We start from the raw sequence: 20996 nt of genomic DNA on the forward strand, positions 1-20996 counted from the left end.
AAAATAAATTAAGTGACATTCAGAAAAAATACTATGAACATTTTGGAGAGCCGATTCAATTTGTTAATTATTATAGCCGCGGATCGGTTATGTATTTTCAAACGGATGATAGGCTTTATTATGTTAATTTACTGAATGTATGAGGTGATAAATGTGAATGAACGTCTAAAGAAAATTGCAATGTTAAGAGAAAAGGTAGAGGAAAAGGCTACTAGAGAAAAGTTTTTAATGTTATGTCCGTCTATAAAAGAATTTGAGATTATTAGCGGGAAGAAAATTGCTTCATTAGTAAACTTTTTAATTGATGAAACACCGAATCCTATCAAAGTTATGAGTGAATTAAATGCTGAACAAGTTATCAATGAAATAAAAGAATTTGAACGTGAATTAACTAGTTTATTGTCTAAGAAGATTATTGTATGGTATGCACATGAAAATTGGGACTTTGGTGTGCAATTAGAATTAGAAGATTTCATGTTATATACAAAAGAAGTATTACATTTCATTGGATATGACGATGCTCAAAGAGGATTAATTTATTCTAGCCTTATTGTAGTAGATGAAGCAATGAGAAGTGCTTTTTCTTTTCTAAAGAATGAGTATAATGTCGAGATAGTACTATGGAAAGAAAGCTGAGTGTATTAGAGTGTTTTAAAACAAATTGGATGAATGGTTGAATTTATTATTAGAAGAAGTGGTGCGTGGTTTAGTGTGATAGAAAGAAAAAGAGAGTCTTCAAGGGATATGTATAAGAGAGTAAAGGAGAGGAAATATGTCTTTTTATAAAAAGGAAATAAAAGGGGATAAATTGATTATAAGTGACGAAAGCATTGATATTTTAATGGATGCTTTTCAAAATAAAGGTGAAGAGATGCCTAAAAATATATCATGGAATTTCATAGCGACGGTATTACTCGCGGGATCTTATTATGAATAAGTAAAAAAACGAAGAGTCTAAATAGTCCCTTCGTTTTTTTACTTATTTTTTCTCTACTAACTTTTTATTCTTCCAATCTAGTGTGAACAATTTATTAAATGTTTTTTGATCAACGTCTTTTACGTTGTTTCCAACCCAGTTTGCAGTTCCGAATGTGAAGCCTGGACGAAGTTGGTAGTCGTCGGCGTGTTTTGTATAAGCGACTTGTAAGTTAGATTGATCTGTATTTTTTTCAGAGATAACAACAGCAATCATACCAGGAGAGAAACCGCTATTTGTTAATGCTGGAAGTTGATCCATCGGTATTAAATTACCTTTTGCATCAGATTCATATAAGTATGTGCGAGAGTACATGAACAGTTGGTTTCCGTATAAAGAATGGTAGGAATCACGTGTGTAAATACCCCAGTTTTGATTGTTATATCCGTTAAAGAATACGTTCCATTTTACGTTTTTGTTTGTTTGGTCAATTAAATTTGTTTTATAACTAGTTTGTTTATAGCTTACAGAGTCCGACCAAGTGACTTGACCAGTTGCACCCGCTTCAGCGCTAGGGCCATTAGGCGTTACAGAAGCTTTAACAGAGCCACCAAGTTGATAAGATACGCTAGATGTTACAGTCGTTTCTTCTACAGCATTTGTAGGTGCTACGTTAAAGAAACGAGCGCTGTTATCTTGAAGGTTAAATGCAACATCATATTGTGAAGGATAACGTAATGTTGCACTAGCGCCAGGGATTGGGTAGTTATCAATAGGTGCATCACTTATAGTAGGATTTGCTTTTAGAAAACTACCAGTTGTATTAATAACGGCAATCTGTTTATCAGCGCTAGGGTCATCGATAAAAGTTACCTTTAAAGACATTGTTATATTATCAGCTTGATCATTATTAAATGTATTATAGCTCGTATGTGTTTTTGCATTTTGCCCGATATCTGTTACAACTTGTGACGTCGTTTGAGCGTAAGCAGCAGGTGTTGAAAGAGTTACAGCGCTACTAGCAAAAACAGCGGATAATGCTAAACATTTTAAGTATGTTTTAGAACGTTTCATACAATCACTTCCTTGTATCTTTGTCGATATATGTCGTATTACATTTATATCGTAACATGAAAATAAAACGGAAGGGATAGTTATGCATAATTGCATAGGTGAGTTTTGGATAGTGAAATTTTATGAATCCTTCTCAAGGGAATCGCCGCTGTATTGTTTATATATTCCTCCTCATCAACTCCCCAACTTGCGTCGCAACAAACGCAACATCACTATCAATTTCATCCAATACGTACGATTCCAAAATGCCCATTACAGCTGTTCCTAAAAATTTTAAGACGATATGTTTATCGATGTTTTTATTTACTGATGTGTTTGTGTTTAATTTTTTTTCTATTTCACCCATGATGAAAGTTAGTAATTTTTTTTGAAATGATAATGTACTGTTACTTCTAAATAGTGCCGCGAAAAATGGTTTGTGCTCTTTGAAGTATTCAAACCATATAACAGTTCCTTCTATATAACCTTTGTTTTGTTTCTCATAGCATATTTCTTTTAGTTGGTCTAAATGATCATCCACAATTTTATCTAATAAATTGTACTTATCTAGATAGTGTAAGTAAAAAGTTTTTCGCCCGATGTTTGCTTTTTCTGTAATGTTTTTTACTGTAATTTCGTCAAAACCATCTGTAATTAACATCTCTATAAATGTGGATTGAATGGCTTTTTGTGATTTTATAATTCTTCTATCGATTTTCTCCATATGGTGTTCCTCCGTTGTTGATACACATATTTCGTTACGTGTGTATTATCACCCAAATGCGTAAATGTGGTCATTGAAACAAGTGGTTGCTCGCTTTATTATAAATATACACGTGAGTAATAACTCTCACAAGTGTAAAATTAAAAATAAGATAAGGGTGGTTTTATATATGGCAGTTACGAAGAAAAATGTAAGATTTTATGCAAGAGATTTACAAGTTGCAGGTATTTTGAACATTCCTGAAGGTGCTGAGGAAAAGAAACAAAATGCAGCGATTGTTTGTGTGCATCCAGGTAGTAGCTGTAAAGATCAAACAGCAGGATTGTATGCCGAGAAGTTAGCGGAACAAGGATATGTAACGCTTGCGTTTGATGCATCATATCAAGGTGAAAGTGAAGGTGCGCCGAGGTATATTGAAGAGCCAGCTGCGCGAGTTGAGGATATTCGCTCAGCAGTAGATTATGTAACTACCCTTCCTTATATAGATGAAGAACGTATCGGTGTGTTAGGCGTGTGTGCAGGCGGTGGTTATGCAGTAAATGCTGCGATGACAGAGCGCCGCATTAAAGCGGTTGGCACAGTTGTTGGTGCAAATATTGGCCGATTAAATCGTGAAGCTGATCCAATTGGGGTGTTAGAGGCGATTGGTAAACAACGTACTGCTGAAGCACGCGGAGCAGAGGAACTGATTACAAATTGGATTCCTAAAAATCAGGAAGAGTTAGTAGCAGCGGGTATGACGGATATAGATATTGTAGAAGCAGTTGAGTATTACACAACGCCGCGAGGTCAAAGTGTGAACTCGCCAAATAAGTTAAACTTTACGAGTATGGGATCCGTAATCGGTTTTGATGCGTTCCATTTAGCAGATACGTTATTAACGCAGCCGCTGCAAATTATTGTCGGCAGTAAGCAAGGCGCATTCGGTTCTTATAAAGATGGTCATGAGCTGTATGAGAAAGCAGCTTCAGAGAAAAAAGATTTACTTGTTGTGGAAGGTGCGAGTCATTACGATTTATACGACCAACCAGAACCAGTAAGAATTGCAGTTGAAAAATTAACAAGTTTTTATAAAGAGCATTTGTAAAAACAATGTTGATATAAATGGTGCCTATAGTTGTTAGATACAAGTCTAACAACTATAGGTTTTTACTATGATGAGCGAAGTGCTTAATATTTACGTTATAAGTGCATAACAAGTTATAATAGAAGAAATCAATAAGGAGGCTGGCTGTGAAGAATCTTCGTTATCTCAATATATTTACCATATTAATTATATACACACTACTTATGTTTTACATCGGCTGGAACGGATGGGTTTGGCTTCATGCGGTATTTGGCTGGGAATCTTGGGGATATTATGCTTTCATAGTCGCATTTATTTCATATGCGTACATTCTCGTGCAAGTGTTTAAGTTTTTGCCATTTCTGCGAACGATAGGTTCGATTTGGTTTGCGGTCATACAATATGCGCTTATGTTGTTGCCATTAGCTAATATTATGGTCTTTCTTTTACAGTTTTCAGTGGAGAAAGAAGCGGCAATTATTTGGACAGGAACGGCTGTGATAGCTGCATTTATCTTTATCTTTGCGTATGGAGTATTTAATGCGTATAGTCCGGTAGTAAGAAAGTACGAGGTGCACATACCGAAAAAGGTAGAGGGGCGTAAAAGTTTACGCATTGCGATGGCTTCTGATATGCATTTCGGTAAACTGTCTGGCGTTTCGCATTTAAAAAGACTTGTTCGTCATGTAAATGAGATGGAACCTGATATTATTTTACTGCCAGGTGATATTATCGATGATCATCCAGGTGTGTTCATTCAAAAGAATATGGGACCAATCATGAAACAAATGAAAGCACCATTAGGCGTATATGGTGTTTTAGGAAACCATGAATACTACGGTAGAGCGGTTCCAGAGTTTTTACAAGAGATGGATAAGATTGATATTCGTATTCTTTTAGATGAAGTAATTACAATTGAAGGTGACTTTTATCTCGTTGGAAGAAGAGATAAAACAGAGCGAGATCGCCAAAGCTTTGAACAATTAATGAGTACGGTAGATAAATCGATGCCAGTTATCGCAATGGATCATCAACCATTTGAGTTGAAACAAGCAGCGGATGCTGGCGTCGATTTACTATTATCCGGCCACACGCACCGCGGACAAATGGCACCGAACCATATTGTAACGAGAAGAATGTACGAATTAGACTGGGGATACGCACAAAAAGGTGCATTCCACGCGATTGTTTCTTCTGGTTTCGGATTCTGGGGACCGCCGCTTCGACTTGGAAGTAGGTCGGAGATTGTGCAGGTAGAAGTTACATTTGAATAGGGGTTATGAAATAGAGAGCTGATGGCTCTCTATTTTTTAAAATAAAAACAAATAACAATAAATATTTATGTTGGTGCTAATTTCATAAAAGAGATACGATTATAAGACTCGATCAAAATAAAGGGGGATTGTAAGTGATCATATCAGATGTACTATACGGAGAATTTGAAGTGGATCAAGTAGTAGAAGAATTAATTTCAAGTAAGTCTATGCAAAGACTAAAGGGAATTCATCAAGCAGGCGCAAGTTACTTAATGAACGAGAAATGGAATGTAACTCGCTTTGAGCATTCAGTGGGTGTTATGTTATTAGTGAAAAAACTAGGTGGTTCAGTAGAAGAACAGATTGCTGGTTTACTGCATGACGTATCGCATACTGCTTTTTCCCACGTGATTGATTACGTTTTTCATAATGAGGGTGAAAGTTATCATGAAGAGATATTTAGTTCTGTCGTGAAAAACTCAGAAATTCCAGCGATTCTTGCGAAGTATGGTTATAACTATGAAGATATTTTGTTAGATGATTCGAAATGGACGTTACTCGAAAGGTCAGCACCAGAATTATGCGCAGACAGAGTGGATTATACATTACGAGATATGTATACATATGGGTATGTTTCTTTAGAAGAAGTTCACAGTTTTTTAGAGGATGTCATCGCAGTAGAAGGGAAGATGGTTCTTCAAAGTATCGAAGTAGCAGAATGGTTTACAGAAACGTATTACAAAGAAGTAATCGATTTCTTTATGAAACCAATGAATATTTACGGAAATGATATGTTAGTGAAAACGTTAAAGTTAGCTCTTCATAAAAAGGTTATTCATGCAGATGATTTCCTTCTTGAAGATGCTGAGCTTATTTCGAAATTGCAGCAATGTAATGATTCAGAAGTCCATGCTTTATTAAGAAAAGTTCATCCCAATGTAAAAGTAAAAGAAGATAGAGACGATTACGATTTGTATCAGAAAAATAAAGTCCGTCTTATTGATCCTCCGTTACTTTGTGAAGATGAAGTTATTCACTCGTCTGTTGTGTCAGAAAGCATAAGACAGATGAATGATATTGCTTATGAAAAAGCGGTGAGAGGGATATATGTGAAATTGATTTAAAAGAAAAAGGGTTGTTTGTATGGAAATGTGTTACATTTTTACGATACTATTTCATTTTATCATAAAGATACCTTTTATGGTAAAAAATAAAAATTGTAAAGTTTTCCATTGATAATAATTTGTGAAAAAAGTACTAATTTTTAATGTGTAAAAAATAATAAATATTTTTAATGGATGCTTTAGAATCTTTCGGTCTTTATATATAGATTTTTATATTTTTTAAGGTAATTTAAAGAATTTTGTCGTTTTTTGTTGTGATTCTTATATTATGATACATATAATGTTCGGAGTTAGCTATTATAACATAAAAATTTTAAAAAACCAGAATTGAATCATATTGTTTATTTTAATATAATTTAATTGTTAATTAATAACATATTTGGGGTATGATTCTTTATTGAGGTGAGAATTCTTTTTTATATAGGGGGATTTACAAAATGGTTAAAACGGCAAAGCCTGAAATGATGAATGAATTAAAAGAAATAGTTTACAAATTCTTTCCAAAAAATATTATGAAAGAAGAAGAATTGTACGAAGAATCTAAAGAACATAAACGATTTATAGAGCTAAAAGAAACGTTTATAGAAAACGAAAGCTCTCAACAGGAAGTTTTGTCTTTAATCGAGTCAACATTTTGCGATGAGCATGTATTAGATTGTACAGATTTAAACCTATATAATTGTCTAGAATATAACGTGTTGTTAAATGGAAGAGAACCGATGTTAAATGATGATATTGAGTGGATACAAAAATCAAGAGGTGAGCGTCTTGATTTAGGGGTTTTTGTTAGTTTACTTGATAAATATTATTATTACTACGTATTAAAAACAACATATGATGAAGAGGTAAGGGAATGGACTTTTGAAACAATCGATGTAGAAATGGATACCATTTGTGAATTTGAAACACGAATGAATACAAAAGGTTTTGTAAGAGTAGAGCGTGAGATTGCTAGAACGGCAATACCTGATATAGAAACGGAATGTTTACGTATGGGAGAAGTTAACGTATTCCATGCTTTATTTACGGATTCGGTTAGTGAAATATAAAATATATATGCAGATTGTACTATATTGAAAGAGTCGCTAAGAAAGTAGGATGTTACTAATTTCTTAGCGATTTTTTTATTAATTATCAAACCAATTCCAAATCTCAATATCTCCAAGAGTCGCATAACGTACGTGCGGGGAGTTTTGTAATTTTAATAACTCTTTCGATGGGCCAGTAATAACAATTCCGTATACTTTTACACCGTTATCCTTTACATATTGATAACGTTTATCTAAGTTTAGTTCTTTCTCAGAAAGCGCTGCTATTTTGCTTACCGTTTTTTTATGGATAGAAAGGACGCGCATCATTTCGGTTACTTTGTCTTCTTGCGTTTTCCGCCCGTCAGTTTCATTATCGAGGAATCTTACATGTTCTGGAAACCCTATAGCTTCTCCGCCATGTAGGATATAGTCATCTACATTTTTTCTTTCTTGTCCTGTATCTAAAGCGTACCATACAGGAGTTGGAGGGAGTTCTTGTGCTTCAAATATGCTATATAAAAGCGGTTCTAATTCTTTTAAAGTGTAAGCTTTATCAAAAGAAATTGCTACTTCTGCAACGGTTCCATCATGTACTTTTGCAAGTGTATCCCATACTTTTTTTGATGAATCCTTTAAATAATCACCCTGCTCTGTTTTTGGATGAACAAAGAAGAGTTTTGGTTGATAGAACGGATTCATCCAAGTTCGCTTCGTAACATCTACAGATGATAAGAAGCTTTTTGTTTCTATTGTACCGAGGGGTATTTCTTTTTTACCCACGGTTCGTACTAAATCAAATTGGCTATTCGTACGGAAAAAAGCTTCTACACTTGTTCCGCCTCCCATAACACGGCTATTTGGGATCGTTGCTTCAAGTGTAAGCGAAGGAACCTCTCTAATTTCTTCTAGCCTTTTATCATTATTAGCTTGAAAATAAAAGGCTGATAATACCCCGCCGATTATATAGATAACGATGCAAATTGATAATATAAAACCAAACGTTTGTAAACGATGTTTCCACTTAATCCTCCAAAAAGGAACTTTAAAATCTTTTGGAGGTAACTTTTTCTTAATTGGTTCTGTCTTTGTTAACAGCTCATCTAAGTAAGCTTCACACTTTTCACATGACTCAATATGACTTTCTAACAGTTCTTGTTCATCATGCGTGAATGTTCCGTTTTCGTACTTCTCCCATAGTTTTTTGAATTCTGCACAACCCATCTGTATCACTCCTTTATGCTTTTCGTGTCTTTTCGTCCGCGGTGTAATTCAATTTTTACTTTTGCTAATGAGAGACCGGTCATTTCTGCTATTTCTTTATAGGAGAATCCATAGTAATCTCGTAGTAGCAGGGCATTTCGTCTTTCGAGCGGAAGCGCAGCTAAATTCTCTAACCAACTAGCAATCTCATGTTTTACGAAATATGCATGTTCTGTACTTGGTACGTTTGGTAAATGGAATTCTGCAAGTGCTGTTGTTTTATATTTCTTTTCTTTACGATACCAATCGATAAAGGCGTTGTAGGCAATTGTAAATAACCACGGCCTAATTTCTTCCCCTTTATAATAGTCAATATGGACGAGCATTCGGTAAAATGTTTCTTGCATGAGATCTTCCGCATAGGGGGAATCTCCGGTTAGGGAGAGAAGATAGCGAAATAAATCTTGCATATGTTCTGAGTAAATATTGTTTACGTTTCACTACATTTCCCTCCCTTCATACATAACAACGAAATACATATAAAAAAGTTGCAATTTTTTATGGAATTATAGTAAAAAACGTCAAGAATTGGATAGGATTCTCTTTTATCATAATACATATAAGGCGGGTGAATAGAGATGGAAAGCTATGAAACACAAATTCAAAGGTCAATTGATTATATCGAGGAAGATGTAATGGAAAAACAAACGCTGCGTAATTTAGCGCGGGTTGCAGGTTTTTCTGAGTCGCATTTTCATCGTGTATTTCAGGCGTTAGTAGGGGATACAGTAATGGAGTATGTTCGAAAGAGGAGGTTAGCCCGGGCAGCTTATCAACTTTCTCATACGGATGAAAAAGTTATTGATATCGCGTTTGAACATGGCTTTCAATCTCACGAAACGTTCACGAGAGCCTTTAAAAAATTATTTCAAATGACACCGAGTGAATATCGAAAACAAGAAATCGAAACACCGATGTATTACAGAGTGAATGTAAAGCAAAGAAAATTAAATCCGTATTTAGGGGGCATACAAATGGAATATCGTATTGTAAATAAACCAGAATTTTTAGTGGCGGGTTATGAATTGAAGACGACAAGTAAAGAAGGGAAAAACCATCAAGACATTCCAGTATTTTGGCAAGAATATTTACAAAAAGATCTTGGGACAACGATTCCGAATCGTAAAGATACGAGCCAATGGGTAGAGCTTGGATTATGTACTGATTTTAATTTAGAAACAGGAGACTTCACTTATATTATCGGAATGGAAGTTACAGATTTTGAAAATGTACCAAATGAAATTGCAAAGCGTACTTTCCCGGCAGCAACATATGCAGTATTTACAACGCCGAAAGTTCCTCATGAAGAAATGGTATCGTCTATTCACCAAACTTGGAATGCAGTATTCTCAGAATGGTTCCCGCATTCAGGATATGAACATTGCGGAGTTACAGAGTTTGAACTGTACGATGAGCGTTGCCACGAAGATAAGAGTGAGTTTGCACAAGTAGAGCTTTGGATACCGGTGAAGAAAAAATAATAGGGTAAGAGCGAATCATTGGGAGATGGTTCGCTTTTTCATGAAGGGGGAAATAGGAAAATGTTCAAAAAACTAGAATGTGTATCTATACATACGAAAAATATAGAAAAATCAGTTTCTTTCTATAAAGAAATGGGAATGAAGCAAAACTGGATGATAGAAAGAGAAATAGAAGAAGGAGCTATTTGGACGTTAATAGGATTGAAATTTCCAGATGAGAAAAGTTCGGAGTTAGTAATAAGCAATCATCCGGATATTAATTTTACGGAAGTGGAAGTATTAGTAGAAGATGTACAACAAACGTATGAAAGTTTAAAAGATAATAAAGATGTAAAATGGATTCGCGAAACATTTCCAACGGAATCAGGACATGTTGCAGTAATGGAAGCACCTGATGAGAATGTGTTTGTGTTAGTAGGGAAATAGCTAAAATATGGAGATGACCTTTCATAGTGAGTTGTGAAAGGTTATTTTTACGAGTAGATTGTTAAATTTGTATTGCCTCATCTGTAATACATATGAAAATGGTAAAATAAAATAGCAATTAAATATTGCGGGTGGAAGGTTATGCCCTTTCTTCATTTAATGGAGTAAGGAGGTGTAATCGTATGGAATTTCTTTTGCAAATTTTGTTGGAAATCACAAAAACTATAGCTAGAGAAGGTATAGTTTTGGGATTTAAGAAATTAACGGCAAAAAAGCGCAAAAAGAAGACCACCCGTCTGCCTGCGAAGCGTGGGAAGTCTTCTAAGCGCAAATAAGCTTTAGTTGCAACCTTCCACCTCGCGGTAATTAGTTGCAGTGACGGGGTGTTGGAAGCACCTCGTCTACTTCATTTTATGCAAAACTTATTTAGTTTATACTTCTATTTATAGTATAACAGTTTAGAAATGTATTTGTTAATAGTTTTATTTTTACTTTGTATAGTAGGGGAAGTAGACTGGTATTGTTGGTTTTTGTTGGCAATTCGATATATCTTAAAAATCGCTGATATAACTTCATATACCGCCGAACTATCGCAATAAGCTAGAATAAAAGGCGAGTAACATAATTTCATGTACCATCAAACTTCCCCATAAGAAAAGACGCCACATAGCGTCTTTCCTACGAACGAAACGGAAACACAAGAATAATCGTCGTTCCTTTTCCGAGTGCACTATCAACGGAAATTGTCCCGTTATGAGCATGAACGAGCTGTTTTGTAATGGCTAGGCCAAGTCCAGTTCCGATGTTGCTTTCTTCTGTGTTTGTTCCGCGGTAATATCGTTCAAATAGAAGTTCTTTCGTTTTTTCATCCATTCCTTTTCCGTCATCCGAAATGGAGAGTATAAAGGAATTGGCGTTTTGTGATAGTTTTACGATGACAGTAGTTGTTTCGTTATTATGTTTTACAGCATTTACGAGTAAGTTTTCGATAATACGCTGGAACCATTTTTCTTCAATGAAATATTGAATTTTATTTGAGCTCGGTACGAATTCAATATTTTGATTTTGAAGTGTTGGATTATTAATAAATTGCAATAATACTTTTTGGACGAACTGATTGATTTCAACGTTTACGTGCTGTGCAGGAAGGCTATTATTTTTTAATTGATACGTTAAGCTTAAATCATCAATTAATGTCGTCATATATTGAGATTTCTCTTTCATAACACTACCAAATTGTTGAATATCACGATCGGTCCAGTTGTATTGATTCGATTCTAGTAATAATGCGTAGCCATATATAGAGCTAAGTGGTGTTTTTAAATCATGCGTTAGACCGGTAATCCATTCTTCTCGTGTTTGCTGAAGTACTTGCCTCATCGCATCATTTTTCTTGAGTGTAATAGAAAGGTGTTCTAGTGAACTTGTCACATCTCTAAACAAACGGAATGACCATTTTTCTTTACCAGATCGCCGGAACCTGACAGGCTTTCCTTTTTTACTAATAGGTTCTTCATACTTTCCACCAGCGATATTTTTAAGCCAGCGCATCGCATGTAATAACGGTTTCCCGAATTTATTACCATACCAAATAGAAAGAATGACTAAATAAACAAATACGATAAGAAGGATTAATCCGCATCCAATGAGAAACTTCTTAGTAAATACATCTTCAATTTCGTCATCTGGGTAGTAGTGATCATTTTTTGCAGTTACAACGAGAAGGTTGCCACTATTTGCATCGTAAAAGCTAGAGGTGTTTTCTTTATGATTCCAAGGTTCTTTTTCATTAAGGGCGATTTGTATTGCTGAAAATGTTTTTTTCTTTCCGGTTGTATAAGAAAAAACCTCTTCGCCATTTTGATTAAATATTTGAAGTGCTGCTTTTTCTTTAGACAGTAACTGTTTTTCTTGATCTGTTAATGTGAACGAATCCATTGTTAAAGAGGAATGCTCCTTTTGAATTGCTGTTAGTAAAGCATTGCTTTTTAACATACCACCATAAATAACAAGTACTTTCTTTTCTTCTAATTCAATTTCCCAATATGTAAATTTATAATTACTTTCGATATGATGTTGTATATATGCGACTAAAGATGTCTTCGTATAAGCATTCGGAACATCATTTGGTGTATTAAAGTGGTAGAGGATTTTTCCGTTTTCATCTACAACTTGGAGCCAATCATTTTTCTCCTTTATTAAATCTTGCACTTCAGATTGTAATGAAATATGCCCATCTTCTGAAGAGATGTATCTTGAAATCGTAAAACTATCAGAATCTGGAATGTTAGGTTCATATAAAGTACTAGTAAGAAGAAAAATTAAATAAGTAAAAGCAGCAACTACAGCGATAAGTAATGTAACTAAAACAAAAACGTGTTGCATGATAAATTGAATAATAAGTCGTTTATTAAAATTCATATCTTCACCCTACTTTGTAACGAACTTATAACCAAGGCCGCGAACAGTTTTTATATATTCTGGTTTACTTGGATCGTGTTCAATTTTTTCACGTAGTTTTCGAATGTGGACCATAACAGTGTTGTCATCGCCATTATAGGCAGGTGCTCCCCAAACTTTTTCGTATATTTCCTCTTTCGAAAATACGTAGTTCGGATTCTCGCAAAAGAAGAGTAGTAGTTGAAAGAGTTGAGCGGAACATTCGACAATGTGACCATCCACTGTCAGTTCTGCAGAGTGTTGATCAATTTCAAATCTTCCAAATGAAATCGAGTGTGATTTTTGTTCGTGCGGTACTGCTTGTTTCATATGTCTCCGAAGCTGTGCTTTCATGCGTGCTACTACTTCTAATGGATTAAAGGGCTTCGTAATATAATCATCCGCACCGTATGAAAATCCAGATATTTTATCTAAATCAGATGCTTTTGCTGATAGGAAGAAAATGGGACAATCTGTTTGTTGGCGAATGATTGGACAAATATCAAAACCAGATTGTCCAGGAAGCATTACATCTAAAATAATTAAATCGTAATTGTTTTCCTTAGTTAGAGATAAAGCTATTTCAGCTGATGTTGCAGTTGTAATATGAGAAAAACCTTCTTTTTCAAGAATGGTAGTTAGTAATTGTAAAATTGCTGTTTCATCATCAACGAGTAAAATATTTGCTTGGTACATAAAAATCCCTCCTAATTTTCTCGAATATCATATCATCCTTTTGTAACTTATGGAATTTTTAAGGAAATTTTAAGGTTTTCTTTCGCAAAAAATTAAGAATCAAATGATATGATAAAAGTAACATAGGGGAGGAGATGAGTGTGAATCCGTTTCAAGTGATGCGAGCTAGATATTTTTTAATTGTATTTGCACTATTAATTTTAATAGCGAGAAGTAGTGGCGATTTGCTAACAAGTATATTTCATATACAAAATTCTTCTTTTATAAATATCCTTATATTCTATATCCTTCCGATGGTATGGATTTTTTATGAGTATAAAAAGCATCGCATTTCATTTTCATTGTTTGTTAATAAAAATGAAACATTTAACTTGGTGCAAGTTTTATACATTACGGTTATGTTATGCATATTTAGTTACGGGTATCTTATTTTGTATATGTATAGTTTTGCATGGATCACACCAGACTTTATTATGAATGCATTGCATGAACCGATTATAGATAGTACTGGGGGATATGTATATCAAGTCATTAGGGTTGTATTCATCGCACCAATTATCGGGGAGTTTGTTTTTCGCGGATTTTTACTTCAACGCTTTGCAACAAAATGGGGAACGAGCATAGCGACCATCGTTGTAGCAATATTGTTTGCATTGTTACATGTTGATTTCCTCGGTGCAGCCATATTCAGCATCGTATTGTCGATCGTATATATTCGTACGGAAAGTTTACTCATGCCAATTGCAATACATATGTTAAACAATGCATTTGTAATGGGCGCGTCTTTTTTAATAAGTAGAGAAAAAATTATGAGTTTTGCAGACTTCTCAAATTATACGACATTCTTTCCTGGACTTATTATATTTATAACGGGATTAAACTTAGTACTTATCTTTTTATTTGTTAATCGCAAGTATTGGAGTAAAGAAGTGCCAGTTATATATGCAGAGCAGGAAAAGAGCTTTTCAGATGTAGTCGGGAGTAAATAAGATGAAGAAGACGGTTGAAAAAATATTAAAAGAAATTATAGATGCTACGTCTATTGCAGATATGTGTGATAAAAGCTTTTGTAATTGGATTCAACCTGTAGTATTTGTTTTCTAGTAATCATTTAAAAGAAAATATTATTTCTCTTCTTATTGTATTAGGAGTTGTACTAATATTTGGTCTAATTGTAGAAGAAATGATGAAGCGCATCTTCAGAAAAAATGGAGAGAAGTATATGTGGGTTCATAAAGTATTCGAGAAAGTAATAGTGGCTTTCCTTTTGTTTTATAGTATGAAAACAATCATTTACTTTATAGCTTTGAAACATCATTAATTCTAAATTTGAAAGGGATGTATAAAATTATATGAATGAAACGATATCATCAAATAAGTTTTTTTATTTGATTTTACTTAGTCTAGTGTTAATAACGACAGTGAATGTTATTTTGCGCTGGGAGGAAGCTTACTTTTTCATGTATTTAGCGCTCCATTTGTTGGGGATTTTATGTATAAGTGGTGGAGTCGTTACTGAAAAAAAGAGTGAAGAAAGCGTTAACTATATGTGTGTGATCGGTCTTATTTTACTTTTAGCTGTACAGGGTATTATGAAATATAGTTCCTTCTCTTTACAAGATTTTAGTTTATTAATAGATGTACTTCCTTAAAGAGGCTCTTTATGTTATCTAAAAAGCAAGTAGGGTACGTACTAGTTTTAATCGGATTTTTTAAGATTATCCCGCTATTTGTCGGGCAGTAAGACCCCACTGATTAAAGTTTCGCTTTATTATAACGACGCTATTCTTTCAAGACTATGAGTATATTTGATATGTAAAAGGCGTTGGTTTGTAAGTGCTTCCGGATTATGAACCGAAGAAAGTGTTTAAAGATAGGTAAAACTCTTCTTATGTAGAAGAGTTTTTTTATGTAAATAAAAAGATCCAGAGCAATTCACATAATAAGCTTGTTCTAATTTAGCGTGTACGAACTTACAATAATAATAGACAGGCAGCATAGAGGAGGGAATAGCGTGAGGAAGGTTATTGGTTGGTCGCTTTTTTTGTACGTTGGATTTGCGTTACTTATATATTGGTATTTATTTGGATGGAATCATGAACTTATTCCGGACATGTATAAAGGAACAAGTGCAGATCCAGAAACGTTTATGAGTGCTAGAGAGCTTACGCTAAGCCAAGATTATTCGCGCGTGAAAAATTTACTATACTTTTTAGCGACGCCTCTTGAATGGATTATTTTATTATTTGTACTTGTGCTAGGTATTTCAAGAAAGTTTGAGAAATGGTCGAAGGAAACGACTAAAATAAGTGTCTTGCAAGTTGCGATTTATCTCTTTTATTTATCATTACTGACAACAGTGCTTGCCTTACCGATGCAATGGATTGGCCGGAAAGTATCCGTTGATTACGGCATTTCAACACAAAGTACACAAAGCTGGATAAAAGATCATGTTATCGGTTTTTGGGAAAGTTATGCGACTATGTTAATCGTAGTTACCGTTCTATTATGGCTTATCCGTAAATTTCCGAAGAGGTGGTGGCTAGCAGGGTGGGCGCTCTCTGTTCCATTTACAATCTTTTTAACATTCATACAGCCTGTCGTTATTGATCCGCTTTATAACGACTTCTCAACGCTGAAAAATAAAGAATTAGAAACGAAAATTTTAGCGATAGCAGACAAAGCTGACATTCCTGCTAAACACGTATATGAAGTAAATATGTCAGAAAAAACGAATGCATTAAATGCTTACGTAACAGGAATTGGTCCTAACGCCCGTATTGTAATGTGGGATACAACGCTTAAGCAGTTAAAAGATAAAGAGATATTATTTATCATGGCTCATGAAATGGGACATTATGTTATGAAGCATATATACTTTGGCGTTGCAAGTTATGTATTGCTATCGTTTATAGGTATGTTTTTAATTAGTCGTATTATAAATATGTGTATTCGCAAATGGGGAGATACATTGCAAATTTCAAAAGTGGCATGTTTCTCCATTTTACCTTTATTTTTCTTAATTTCTTCTATACTCTCTTTTGCAGCACAACCAGCAACAAACTACGTTTCACGTATAGAAGAAAGAGCGGCAGATCAATATGCTTTAAATATGACGAAGGACGGGAAATCTGGTGTGAAAACTTTTCAATATTTATCAAAAACAAGTTTAAGCCAAGTAAATCCGCCTGCGTTAGTGAAGTTTTTCTTATACACCCACCCACCAATTTTTGAAAGAATTCACACGTTTGAACAATATGAGAAACAAAGCAAAAAGGAGTAGCATGATAGCTACTTCTTTTTTTATAGAGATATAAGTTTGATATTGGGAATATTTATCATTGCTTTTTATTGAGATTTTGTAAATAATAAGCTATAAAATTCTAAAAATCTATATATAAAGGAATAAAGGTGGAAAAATGTATTTTTTACAAAATTTAAAAGTGAAATATAAATTATTATCGCTTATTTCATTAGCAGTTTTAGGTATGGTAATTATGAGCAGTGTAGCAATTAATTCCATTAATAAGATTAAGCACGATACAGAGGTTGTAGTAGATGATTATCAATATTCTGCAATTTTATTAGAAGGAATGCTTCGCACACAAAATTCACTAGAATATAACTTATTAGAATTAATTACTGCATCACAAAATGAAGTGGCAAATAAAGAGGGGATAATTGATAATATTGAAAAGGATCTTAAAAAATATGATTCTTTATTAAAAGAATATGATGATGGTTTTAATTTAAGTAAGCAAGAGGATGAACTGTTTCAGAAGATGAAGAAATCTTTGCCAAGTTATAAAGATACATATAAAAAATTATTTGAAAAGGCGAAGGCAACAAATGAGTCACAAATGGTAAATGAATTTCAGAAGGAATTAAAACCGAAGGGAATAGAGTTAGCTGGTTATGCAGTGGATCTAGAATCGTATGTTTCAAACTTAGCTGATCAAGTGTTTAAAGATTCTCAAAAAATGATTGATCGATCCGTTATTACCTTTATCATTCTTGTAGTAGTTACTACAATCGTTATATGTATAGTAAGTTATATTATTAGTAGGCTTATAGTTGCTCCGTTACAAACGGTTAGTCGTATGATGGAAAGAGCGAAAGAAGGAGATTTAACTGTACATGGTGATTATAATGCTAAGGATGAATTAGGTGTATTAGTAAGTAATTTTAACGAGATGATTGCAGGGCTAAGAACAAATATGCAAGAAGTAGAGAATAATATTCAGCTTTTATTCCAACATGCAGACGGAGTAGCATCTGCATCAGAAGTATCTAGTAGTGCAGCGAAGAAAATCACTATGGATATTGAAGAAGTTGCAAATGGTGCAGAGAGTCAAATGCAAGCAATGGAACAAACTGCGGGTGCGATGGAAGAATTGACACAAGGAATGCAGAGTATAGTCAATACATCGTCCTCTGTAAATGAATTGTCTGCTCAATCAGCATTAGATGCAGAGAATGGTAACAAATTAATGAAACAAATGATTCAACAGATGGATACAATCCAAAATTCGGTACATAGCGGTGTGAAACAAGTAGAGACTATGAAAGAACAATCAGAAGAAATTGTTAAAATCATTGATGTTATGCAAGGTATTACCTCTCAGATTAACTTATTAGCATTAAACGCCGCAATTGAGGCTGCACGTGCTGGTGAAAGTGGTAGAGGATTTGCAATTGTGGCAGATGAAGTGCGGAAATTAGCAGAACAATCTAGTGATTCTGCAAAACAAATTGAGAATCTTATTACTCAAGTTATGGGAACAACGAACCATACGGTACATATGATGGGGAAAGTAGATAATGAGGTACAGGCAGGTACACAAGTAGTAATGCACACAGAAAAAGTATTTGGAACAATTACAGAAAAAGTACAGCAAGTATCTGAGCAAATTCAAACGGTATCTATGTCTACAGATGAAATTGCAGCGAGTAGTGAGGAAATCTCGGCTTCTGCAGAAGACATGGCTCAAATTTCCCAAAGATCATCTGACCGAACTGATAGGGTAAAAGAGTCTATTCAACAGCAAGAAAAATCTGTTCAAGAGATTTCGGTTTCAATTGAACATATGCATAACGCAGCAGGAAAATTAAAACAAATAGTTGGCCAATTTACTCTTCAAAAGTAGTAGCATATTTGAGTGTTAATAAATATAAAAAAGCATCCTCTTTTAAGAAAAAAGGATGCTTTTTTTATTACTACTATTCTTAGATTTCGAGCATTTTCAAGGTGATGATCTGTACATACTAGATTTGTATATTACTTATTTTTTGACAGTTTAAGACATTTATCGACGAGAATTATTTCTGTATTAGTGTTTTTAGATCCTGCTGTTGCAATATTATTAGATACTGTTTTTACCGGATTTAGACCAACTAGTATGCAAGTAGTAGGGATTATCCTTATATTTGTAGGGATGGCGCTAACTTTTCGCAAGGGAAGAGAAGGCGAGTTATCAGTGGAGAGGAATGCTACCTCTGAAATATAAATCATGAATATAGTAACCTTCATTAGGCATCTCCTTTACGCGCCAATAAAGGGAAGTTGTAAAGTGAAAAGGAGTTTATAAAGAGATTGTAGAATGTTTTAGTATATAACACCTTAGATGTGACAACTTCCTTTTTGAAAAAGGAAGAAGGAGGCATAAAGCAGAAAGGTAGTGGAAATATTTCTTCTAGAAGATTTGCATTTTATCTTACATTCACCAAAAAATAGTACTCCTGAAACAATGAAGTTCATTTTATTTGAATGAAATAGGGAGAGAGGACGATGAAGAAAAAAATATTGGGTGTAATGATGATTGCGACAATGGCAGGAGGGATATTTGCAGGGACGAATGTGACGCCTGTAAAAGCGGAAGAGTATCCACAAATGATTGTGTTTGAAGATGTTCCATACGGGTTTTGGGCATATGACGCTATTATGGATTTAGCATATCATAAAATTATATTAGGGTATGGAAACGGGAAGTATGGTGTTGGTGATCTTACAACACGTGAACAAGTAGCTGGTATTATTTACAGAACACTTGAAATGAAAGAAGAAGGATCAGTAGCGAATCCGTATAAAGATATTTCTGATAGTACAACAACTTTTAAAAAGGAAATTTTGGCGTTAACAAAACGTGGTGTTTTTACAGGGGATGGGCAAGGGAACTTTAGGCCGAAAGCACCAGTCTCTAGAGCGGAAATGGCTGTCATTTTAAAACGAGCATTTACTTTTGAAACGAAGCAAAAACATACATTTAAAGATATTCCAAAAGGCCACTGGGCAGAAGATGCAATTAGTGCGCTACAATCTAATAATGTTGTAAGAGGAACTGGGAATGGCATGTATGAATTAAATCGCCCTGTACCTAGAGAACAATATGCTCAATTTATTAATAATGCGATTATTAATTATCATTTGAAAGAGGATTGGAGATAGAGTGAAATATGAAAGCACAAATAGAAATATTTGTGCTTTTTTGTTTGTTTAAAAAAGAATTATTATTCGTTTTTATGTATTTTTAATGTTATACATAAGCTTTATAATCAACCCCATAAAAAAGACATGATGTGTAATATGATTCACAAAACCGTCACGAAATGTGTCGGAAAATATATTGTTACTATACTATTTGTTATGTATATTTGAAAAAACATATACATATTGGGGAGGAAATGTAATGAGCAAAAAATTATTAAAAACAGCTACAGCATTAACAATTATGGGTGGGGTGTTATTCTCAGCAGAGAGTAACAATGTAAAAGCGGAAAGTGCACCGTTGCAAAAAACAAATACAATTGTATTTAAAGATGTACCAAAAGGGCATTGGGCATATGAGGCGATTCATGATTTAGCGGAACAAGAAATTATTTTGGGATATGGCGATGGAATATTCGGTTTTGGGGATAATGTAACACGTGAGCAAGTTGCAGCTTTAATTTACCGTGTGTTTGATATGGAAGAACAAGATGAATATGAAAACCCATATGGAGATATCGATGAAAATTCAACAAGCTTTATCGAGGAAATATTGGCTTTAACGGAAATGGGAATTTTCCAGGGAGACGAGAATGGAAACTTTAGACCGAAGGCGACGTTAACGCGTGCGGAAATGGCACAAGTTCTTACGAATGCTTTTGACTTACAGGCAAAGGGATCTCATAACTTTAATGATGTTTCAGCAAATTCATGGGCAACGAATGCAATTAGTGCAGTACAAACAAATGGTATTACAATGGGAATCGGAGAAGGTAAATTTGGTCCGTCTATGAAGGTAACGAGAGAACAATACGCACAGTTTTTACATAGAGCAATATTGCATGATATGGAACAAGGGCAGTAATAAAGTTTAACTAGTCAAAGTGAAATTTAAAAATAATACAAAAAGGTCGTTGTTGTATAACAGCGGCCTTTTTTTGTATGAAATAAAGCGCGAAAGAATGGCGTTTTGAAAAAAATGAAGTGAATTTTCAAAAAAAACTTCCTTTTCTGAAGATTTGTTATATAATATAAAACAT

21 protein-coding genes and 3 pseudogenes are annotated in these 20996 nt (G+C 34.3%); 18 read left to right on the forward strand and 6 right to left on the reverse strand.

Going from position 1 to position 20996, the window contains the following annotated elements; translation table 11 throughout:
- Window positions 1-153 precede the first annotated feature (153 nt).
- Window positions 154-636, forward strand: coding sequence for a hypothetical protein (locus NZ044_RS05840; RefSeq protein ID WP_001005736.1), 483 nt, complete (start codon window positions 154-156; stop codon window positions 634-636).
- A gap of 136 nt (window positions 637-772) precedes the next feature.
- Window positions 773-937 (forward strand): hypothetical protein, encoded by a 165-nt coding sequence (locus NZ044_RS05845; protein WP_000011711.1) that lies wholly within the window; start codon window positions 773-775, stop codon window positions 935-937.
- A 42-nt stretch (window positions 938-979) separates the two neighbouring features.
- On the opposite strand, the gene cytK2 is transcribed toward NZ044_RS05845, so the two are convergent.
- Both cytK2 and NZ044_RS05855 read right to left on the reverse strand, forming a co-directional pair.
- The gene (gene cytK2 / locus NZ044_RS05850; protein WP_118961634.1) at window positions 980-1990 is read right to left on the reverse strand and encodes a beta-channel forming cytolysin CytK2; all 1011 of its coding nucleotides are present in this window, start codon (window positions 1988-1990) and stop codon (window positions 980-982) included.
- A 157-nt stretch (window positions 1991-2147) separates the two neighbouring features.
- A complete protein-coding gene (locus tag NZ044_RS05855) occupies window positions 2148-2693 on the reverse strand; it encodes a TetR/AcrR family transcriptional regulator C-terminal domain-containing protein (RefSeq protein WP_086398432.1) in 546 nt (181 codons plus the stop codon).
- A gap of 169 nt (window positions 2694-2862) precedes the next feature.
- Here NZ044_RS05855 and NZ044_RS05860 point away from each other — a divergent pair, with 169 nt between their 5' ends.
- The 4 genes from NZ044_RS05860 to NZ044_RS05875 all read left to right on the forward strand — a co-directional run bounded on the left by NZ044_RS05860 (window position 2863) and on the right by NZ044_RS05875 (window position 7188).
- On the forward strand, window positions 2863-3780 hold the full coding sequence (locus tag NZ044_RS05860; protein WP_340949618.1) for an alpha/beta hydrolase: 918 nt from the start codon (window positions 2863-2865) through the stop codon (window positions 3778-3780).
- A 146-nt stretch (window positions 3781-3926) separates the two neighbouring features.
- Window positions 3927-5033, forward strand: coding sequence for a metallophosphoesterase (locus NZ044_RS05865; protein ID WP_016097883.1), 1107 nt, complete (start codon window positions 3927-3929; stop codon window positions 5031-5033).
- 134 nt (window positions 5034-5167) lie between these two features.
- Window positions 5168-6139: an HD domain-containing protein gene (locus NZ044_RS05870; RefSeq protein ID WP_016097884.1), complete on the forward strand. Its 972-nt coding sequence runs from the start codon at window positions 5168-5170 to the stop codon at window positions 6137-6139.
- A gap of 437 nt (window positions 6140-6576) precedes the next feature.
- Window positions 6577-7188 (forward strand): hypothetical protein, encoded by a 612-nt coding sequence (locus tag NZ044_RS05875; RefSeq protein ID WP_098506804.1) that lies wholly within the window; start codon window positions 6577-6579, stop codon window positions 7186-7188.
- Between the two features lie 78 nt (window positions 7189-7266).
- Here NZ044_RS05875 and NZ044_RS05880 read toward each other — a convergent pair whose 3' ends face one another.
- Both NZ044_RS05880 and NZ044_RS05885 read right to left on the reverse strand, forming a co-directional pair.
- On the reverse strand, window positions 7267-8391 hold the full coding sequence (locus tag NZ044_RS05880; RefSeq protein WP_098506805.1) for an anti-sigma factor: 1125 nt from the start codon (window positions 8389-8391) through the stop codon (window positions 7267-7269).
- Between the two features lie 5 nt (window positions 8392-8396).
- A complete protein-coding gene (locus tag NZ044_RS05885) occupies window positions 8397-8840 on the reverse strand; it encodes an RNA polymerase sigma factor (RefSeq protein WP_002083051.1) in 444 nt (147 codons plus the stop codon).
- Between the two features lie 168 nt (window positions 8841-9008).
- Here NZ044_RS05885 and NZ044_RS05890 point away from each other — a divergent pair, with 168 nt between their 5' ends.
- The 3 genes from NZ044_RS05890 (at window position 9009) to NZ044_RS05900 (ending at window position 10672) form a co-directional block, all read left to right on the forward strand.
- On the forward strand, window positions 9009-9911 hold the full coding sequence (locus tag NZ044_RS05890) for an AraC family transcriptional regulator (protein WP_000446857.1): 903 nt from the start codon (window positions 9009-9011) through the stop codon (window positions 9909-9911).
- Between the two features lie 60 nt (window positions 9912-9971).
- On the forward strand, window positions 9972-10337 hold the full coding sequence (locus NZ044_RS05895) for a VOC family protein (RefSeq protein ID WP_118961635.1): 366 nt from the start codon (window positions 9972-9974) through the stop codon (window positions 10335-10337).
- 182 nt (window positions 10338-10519) lie between these two features.
- The gene (locus NZ044_RS05900) at window positions 10520-10672 is read left to right on the forward strand and encodes a hypothetical protein (protein ID WP_000394945.1); all 153 of its coding nucleotides are present in this window, start codon (window positions 10520-10522) and stop codon (window positions 10670-10672) included.
- A gap of 343 nt (window positions 10673-11015) precedes the next feature.
- On the opposite strand, the gene NZ044_RS05905 is transcribed toward NZ044_RS05900, so the two are convergent.
- Both NZ044_RS05905 and NZ044_RS05910 read right to left on the reverse strand, forming a co-directional pair.
- Complete coding sequence (locus NZ044_RS05905) at window positions 11016-12758, reverse strand: sensor histidine kinase (RefSeq protein ID WP_001010455.1); 1743 nt, start codon at window positions 12756-12758, stop codon at window positions 11016-11018.
- A gap of 9 nt (window positions 12759-12767) precedes the next feature.
- On the reverse strand, window positions 12768-13472 hold the full coding sequence (locus tag NZ044_RS05910) for a response regulator transcription factor (protein WP_000283858.1): 705 nt from the start codon (window positions 13470-13472) through the stop codon (window positions 12768-12770).
- A gap of 140 nt (window positions 13473-13612) precedes the next feature.
- Here NZ044_RS05910 and NZ044_RS05915 point away from each other — a divergent pair, with 140 nt between their 5' ends.
- From NZ044_RS05915 to NZ044_RS05950, 9 genes and pseudogenes are all read left to right on the forward strand, one after another.
- On the forward strand, window positions 13613-14461 hold the full coding sequence (locus NZ044_RS05915) for a CPBP family intramembrane glutamic endopeptidase (RefSeq protein WP_001067982.1): 849 nt from the start codon (window positions 13613-13615) through the stop codon (window positions 14459-14461).
- Between the two features lies 1 nt (window position 14462).
- Window positions 14463-14793 (forward strand): annotated as a pseudogene (locus NZ044_RS05920) (hypothetical protein).
- 31 nt (window positions 14794-14824) lie between these two features.
- The gene (locus NZ044_RS05925; protein ID WP_001006051.1) at window positions 14825-15124 is read left to right on the forward strand and encodes a DUF2101 family protein; all 300 of its coding nucleotides are present in this window, start codon (window positions 14825-14827) and stop codon (window positions 15122-15124) included.
- A gap of 362 nt (window positions 15125-15486) precedes the next feature.
- Window positions 15487-16755, forward strand: coding sequence for a M48 family metallopeptidase (locus NZ044_RS05930; RefSeq protein ID WP_118961636.1), 1269 nt, complete (start codon window positions 15487-15489; stop codon window positions 16753-16755).
- A 136-nt stretch (window positions 16756-16891) separates the two neighbouring features.
- Window positions 16892-17671: pseudogene (locus tag NZ044_RS30820) on the forward strand (MCP four helix bundle domain-containing protein); the annotation flags it as partial.
- Window positions 17672-17827: 156 nt separating this feature from the next.
- Complete coding sequence (locus NZ044_RS30825; RefSeq protein WP_407091010.1) at window positions 17828-18619, forward strand: methyl-accepting chemotaxis protein; 792 nt, start codon at window positions 17828-17830, stop codon at window positions 18617-18619.
- Between the two features lie 58 nt (window positions 18620-18677).
- Window positions 18678-18979, forward strand: a pseudogene (locus NZ044_RS05940) (EamA family transporter); the annotation flags it as partial.
- Between the two features lie 281 nt (window positions 18980-19260).
- Window positions 19261-19917: an S-layer homology domain-containing protein gene (locus NZ044_RS05945; protein ID WP_000727105.1), complete on the forward strand. Its 657-nt coding sequence runs from the start codon at window positions 19261-19263 to the stop codon at window positions 19915-19917.
- A gap of 241 nt (window positions 19918-20158) precedes the next feature.
- Window positions 20159-20821, forward strand: a complete 663-nt coding sequence (locus NZ044_RS05950) for an S-layer homology domain-containing protein (protein WP_012614769.1) — start codon at window positions 20159-20161, stop codon at window positions 20819-20821.
- Window positions 20822-20996 lie beyond the last annotated feature (175 nt).

This window comes from Bacillus sp. FSL K6-1338, from assembly GCF_038006965.1.
In the GTDB taxonomy this organism is placed as follows: Bacteria; Bacillota; Bacilli; order Bacillales; family Bacillaceae_G; genus Bacillus_A; species Bacillus_A thuringiensis_S.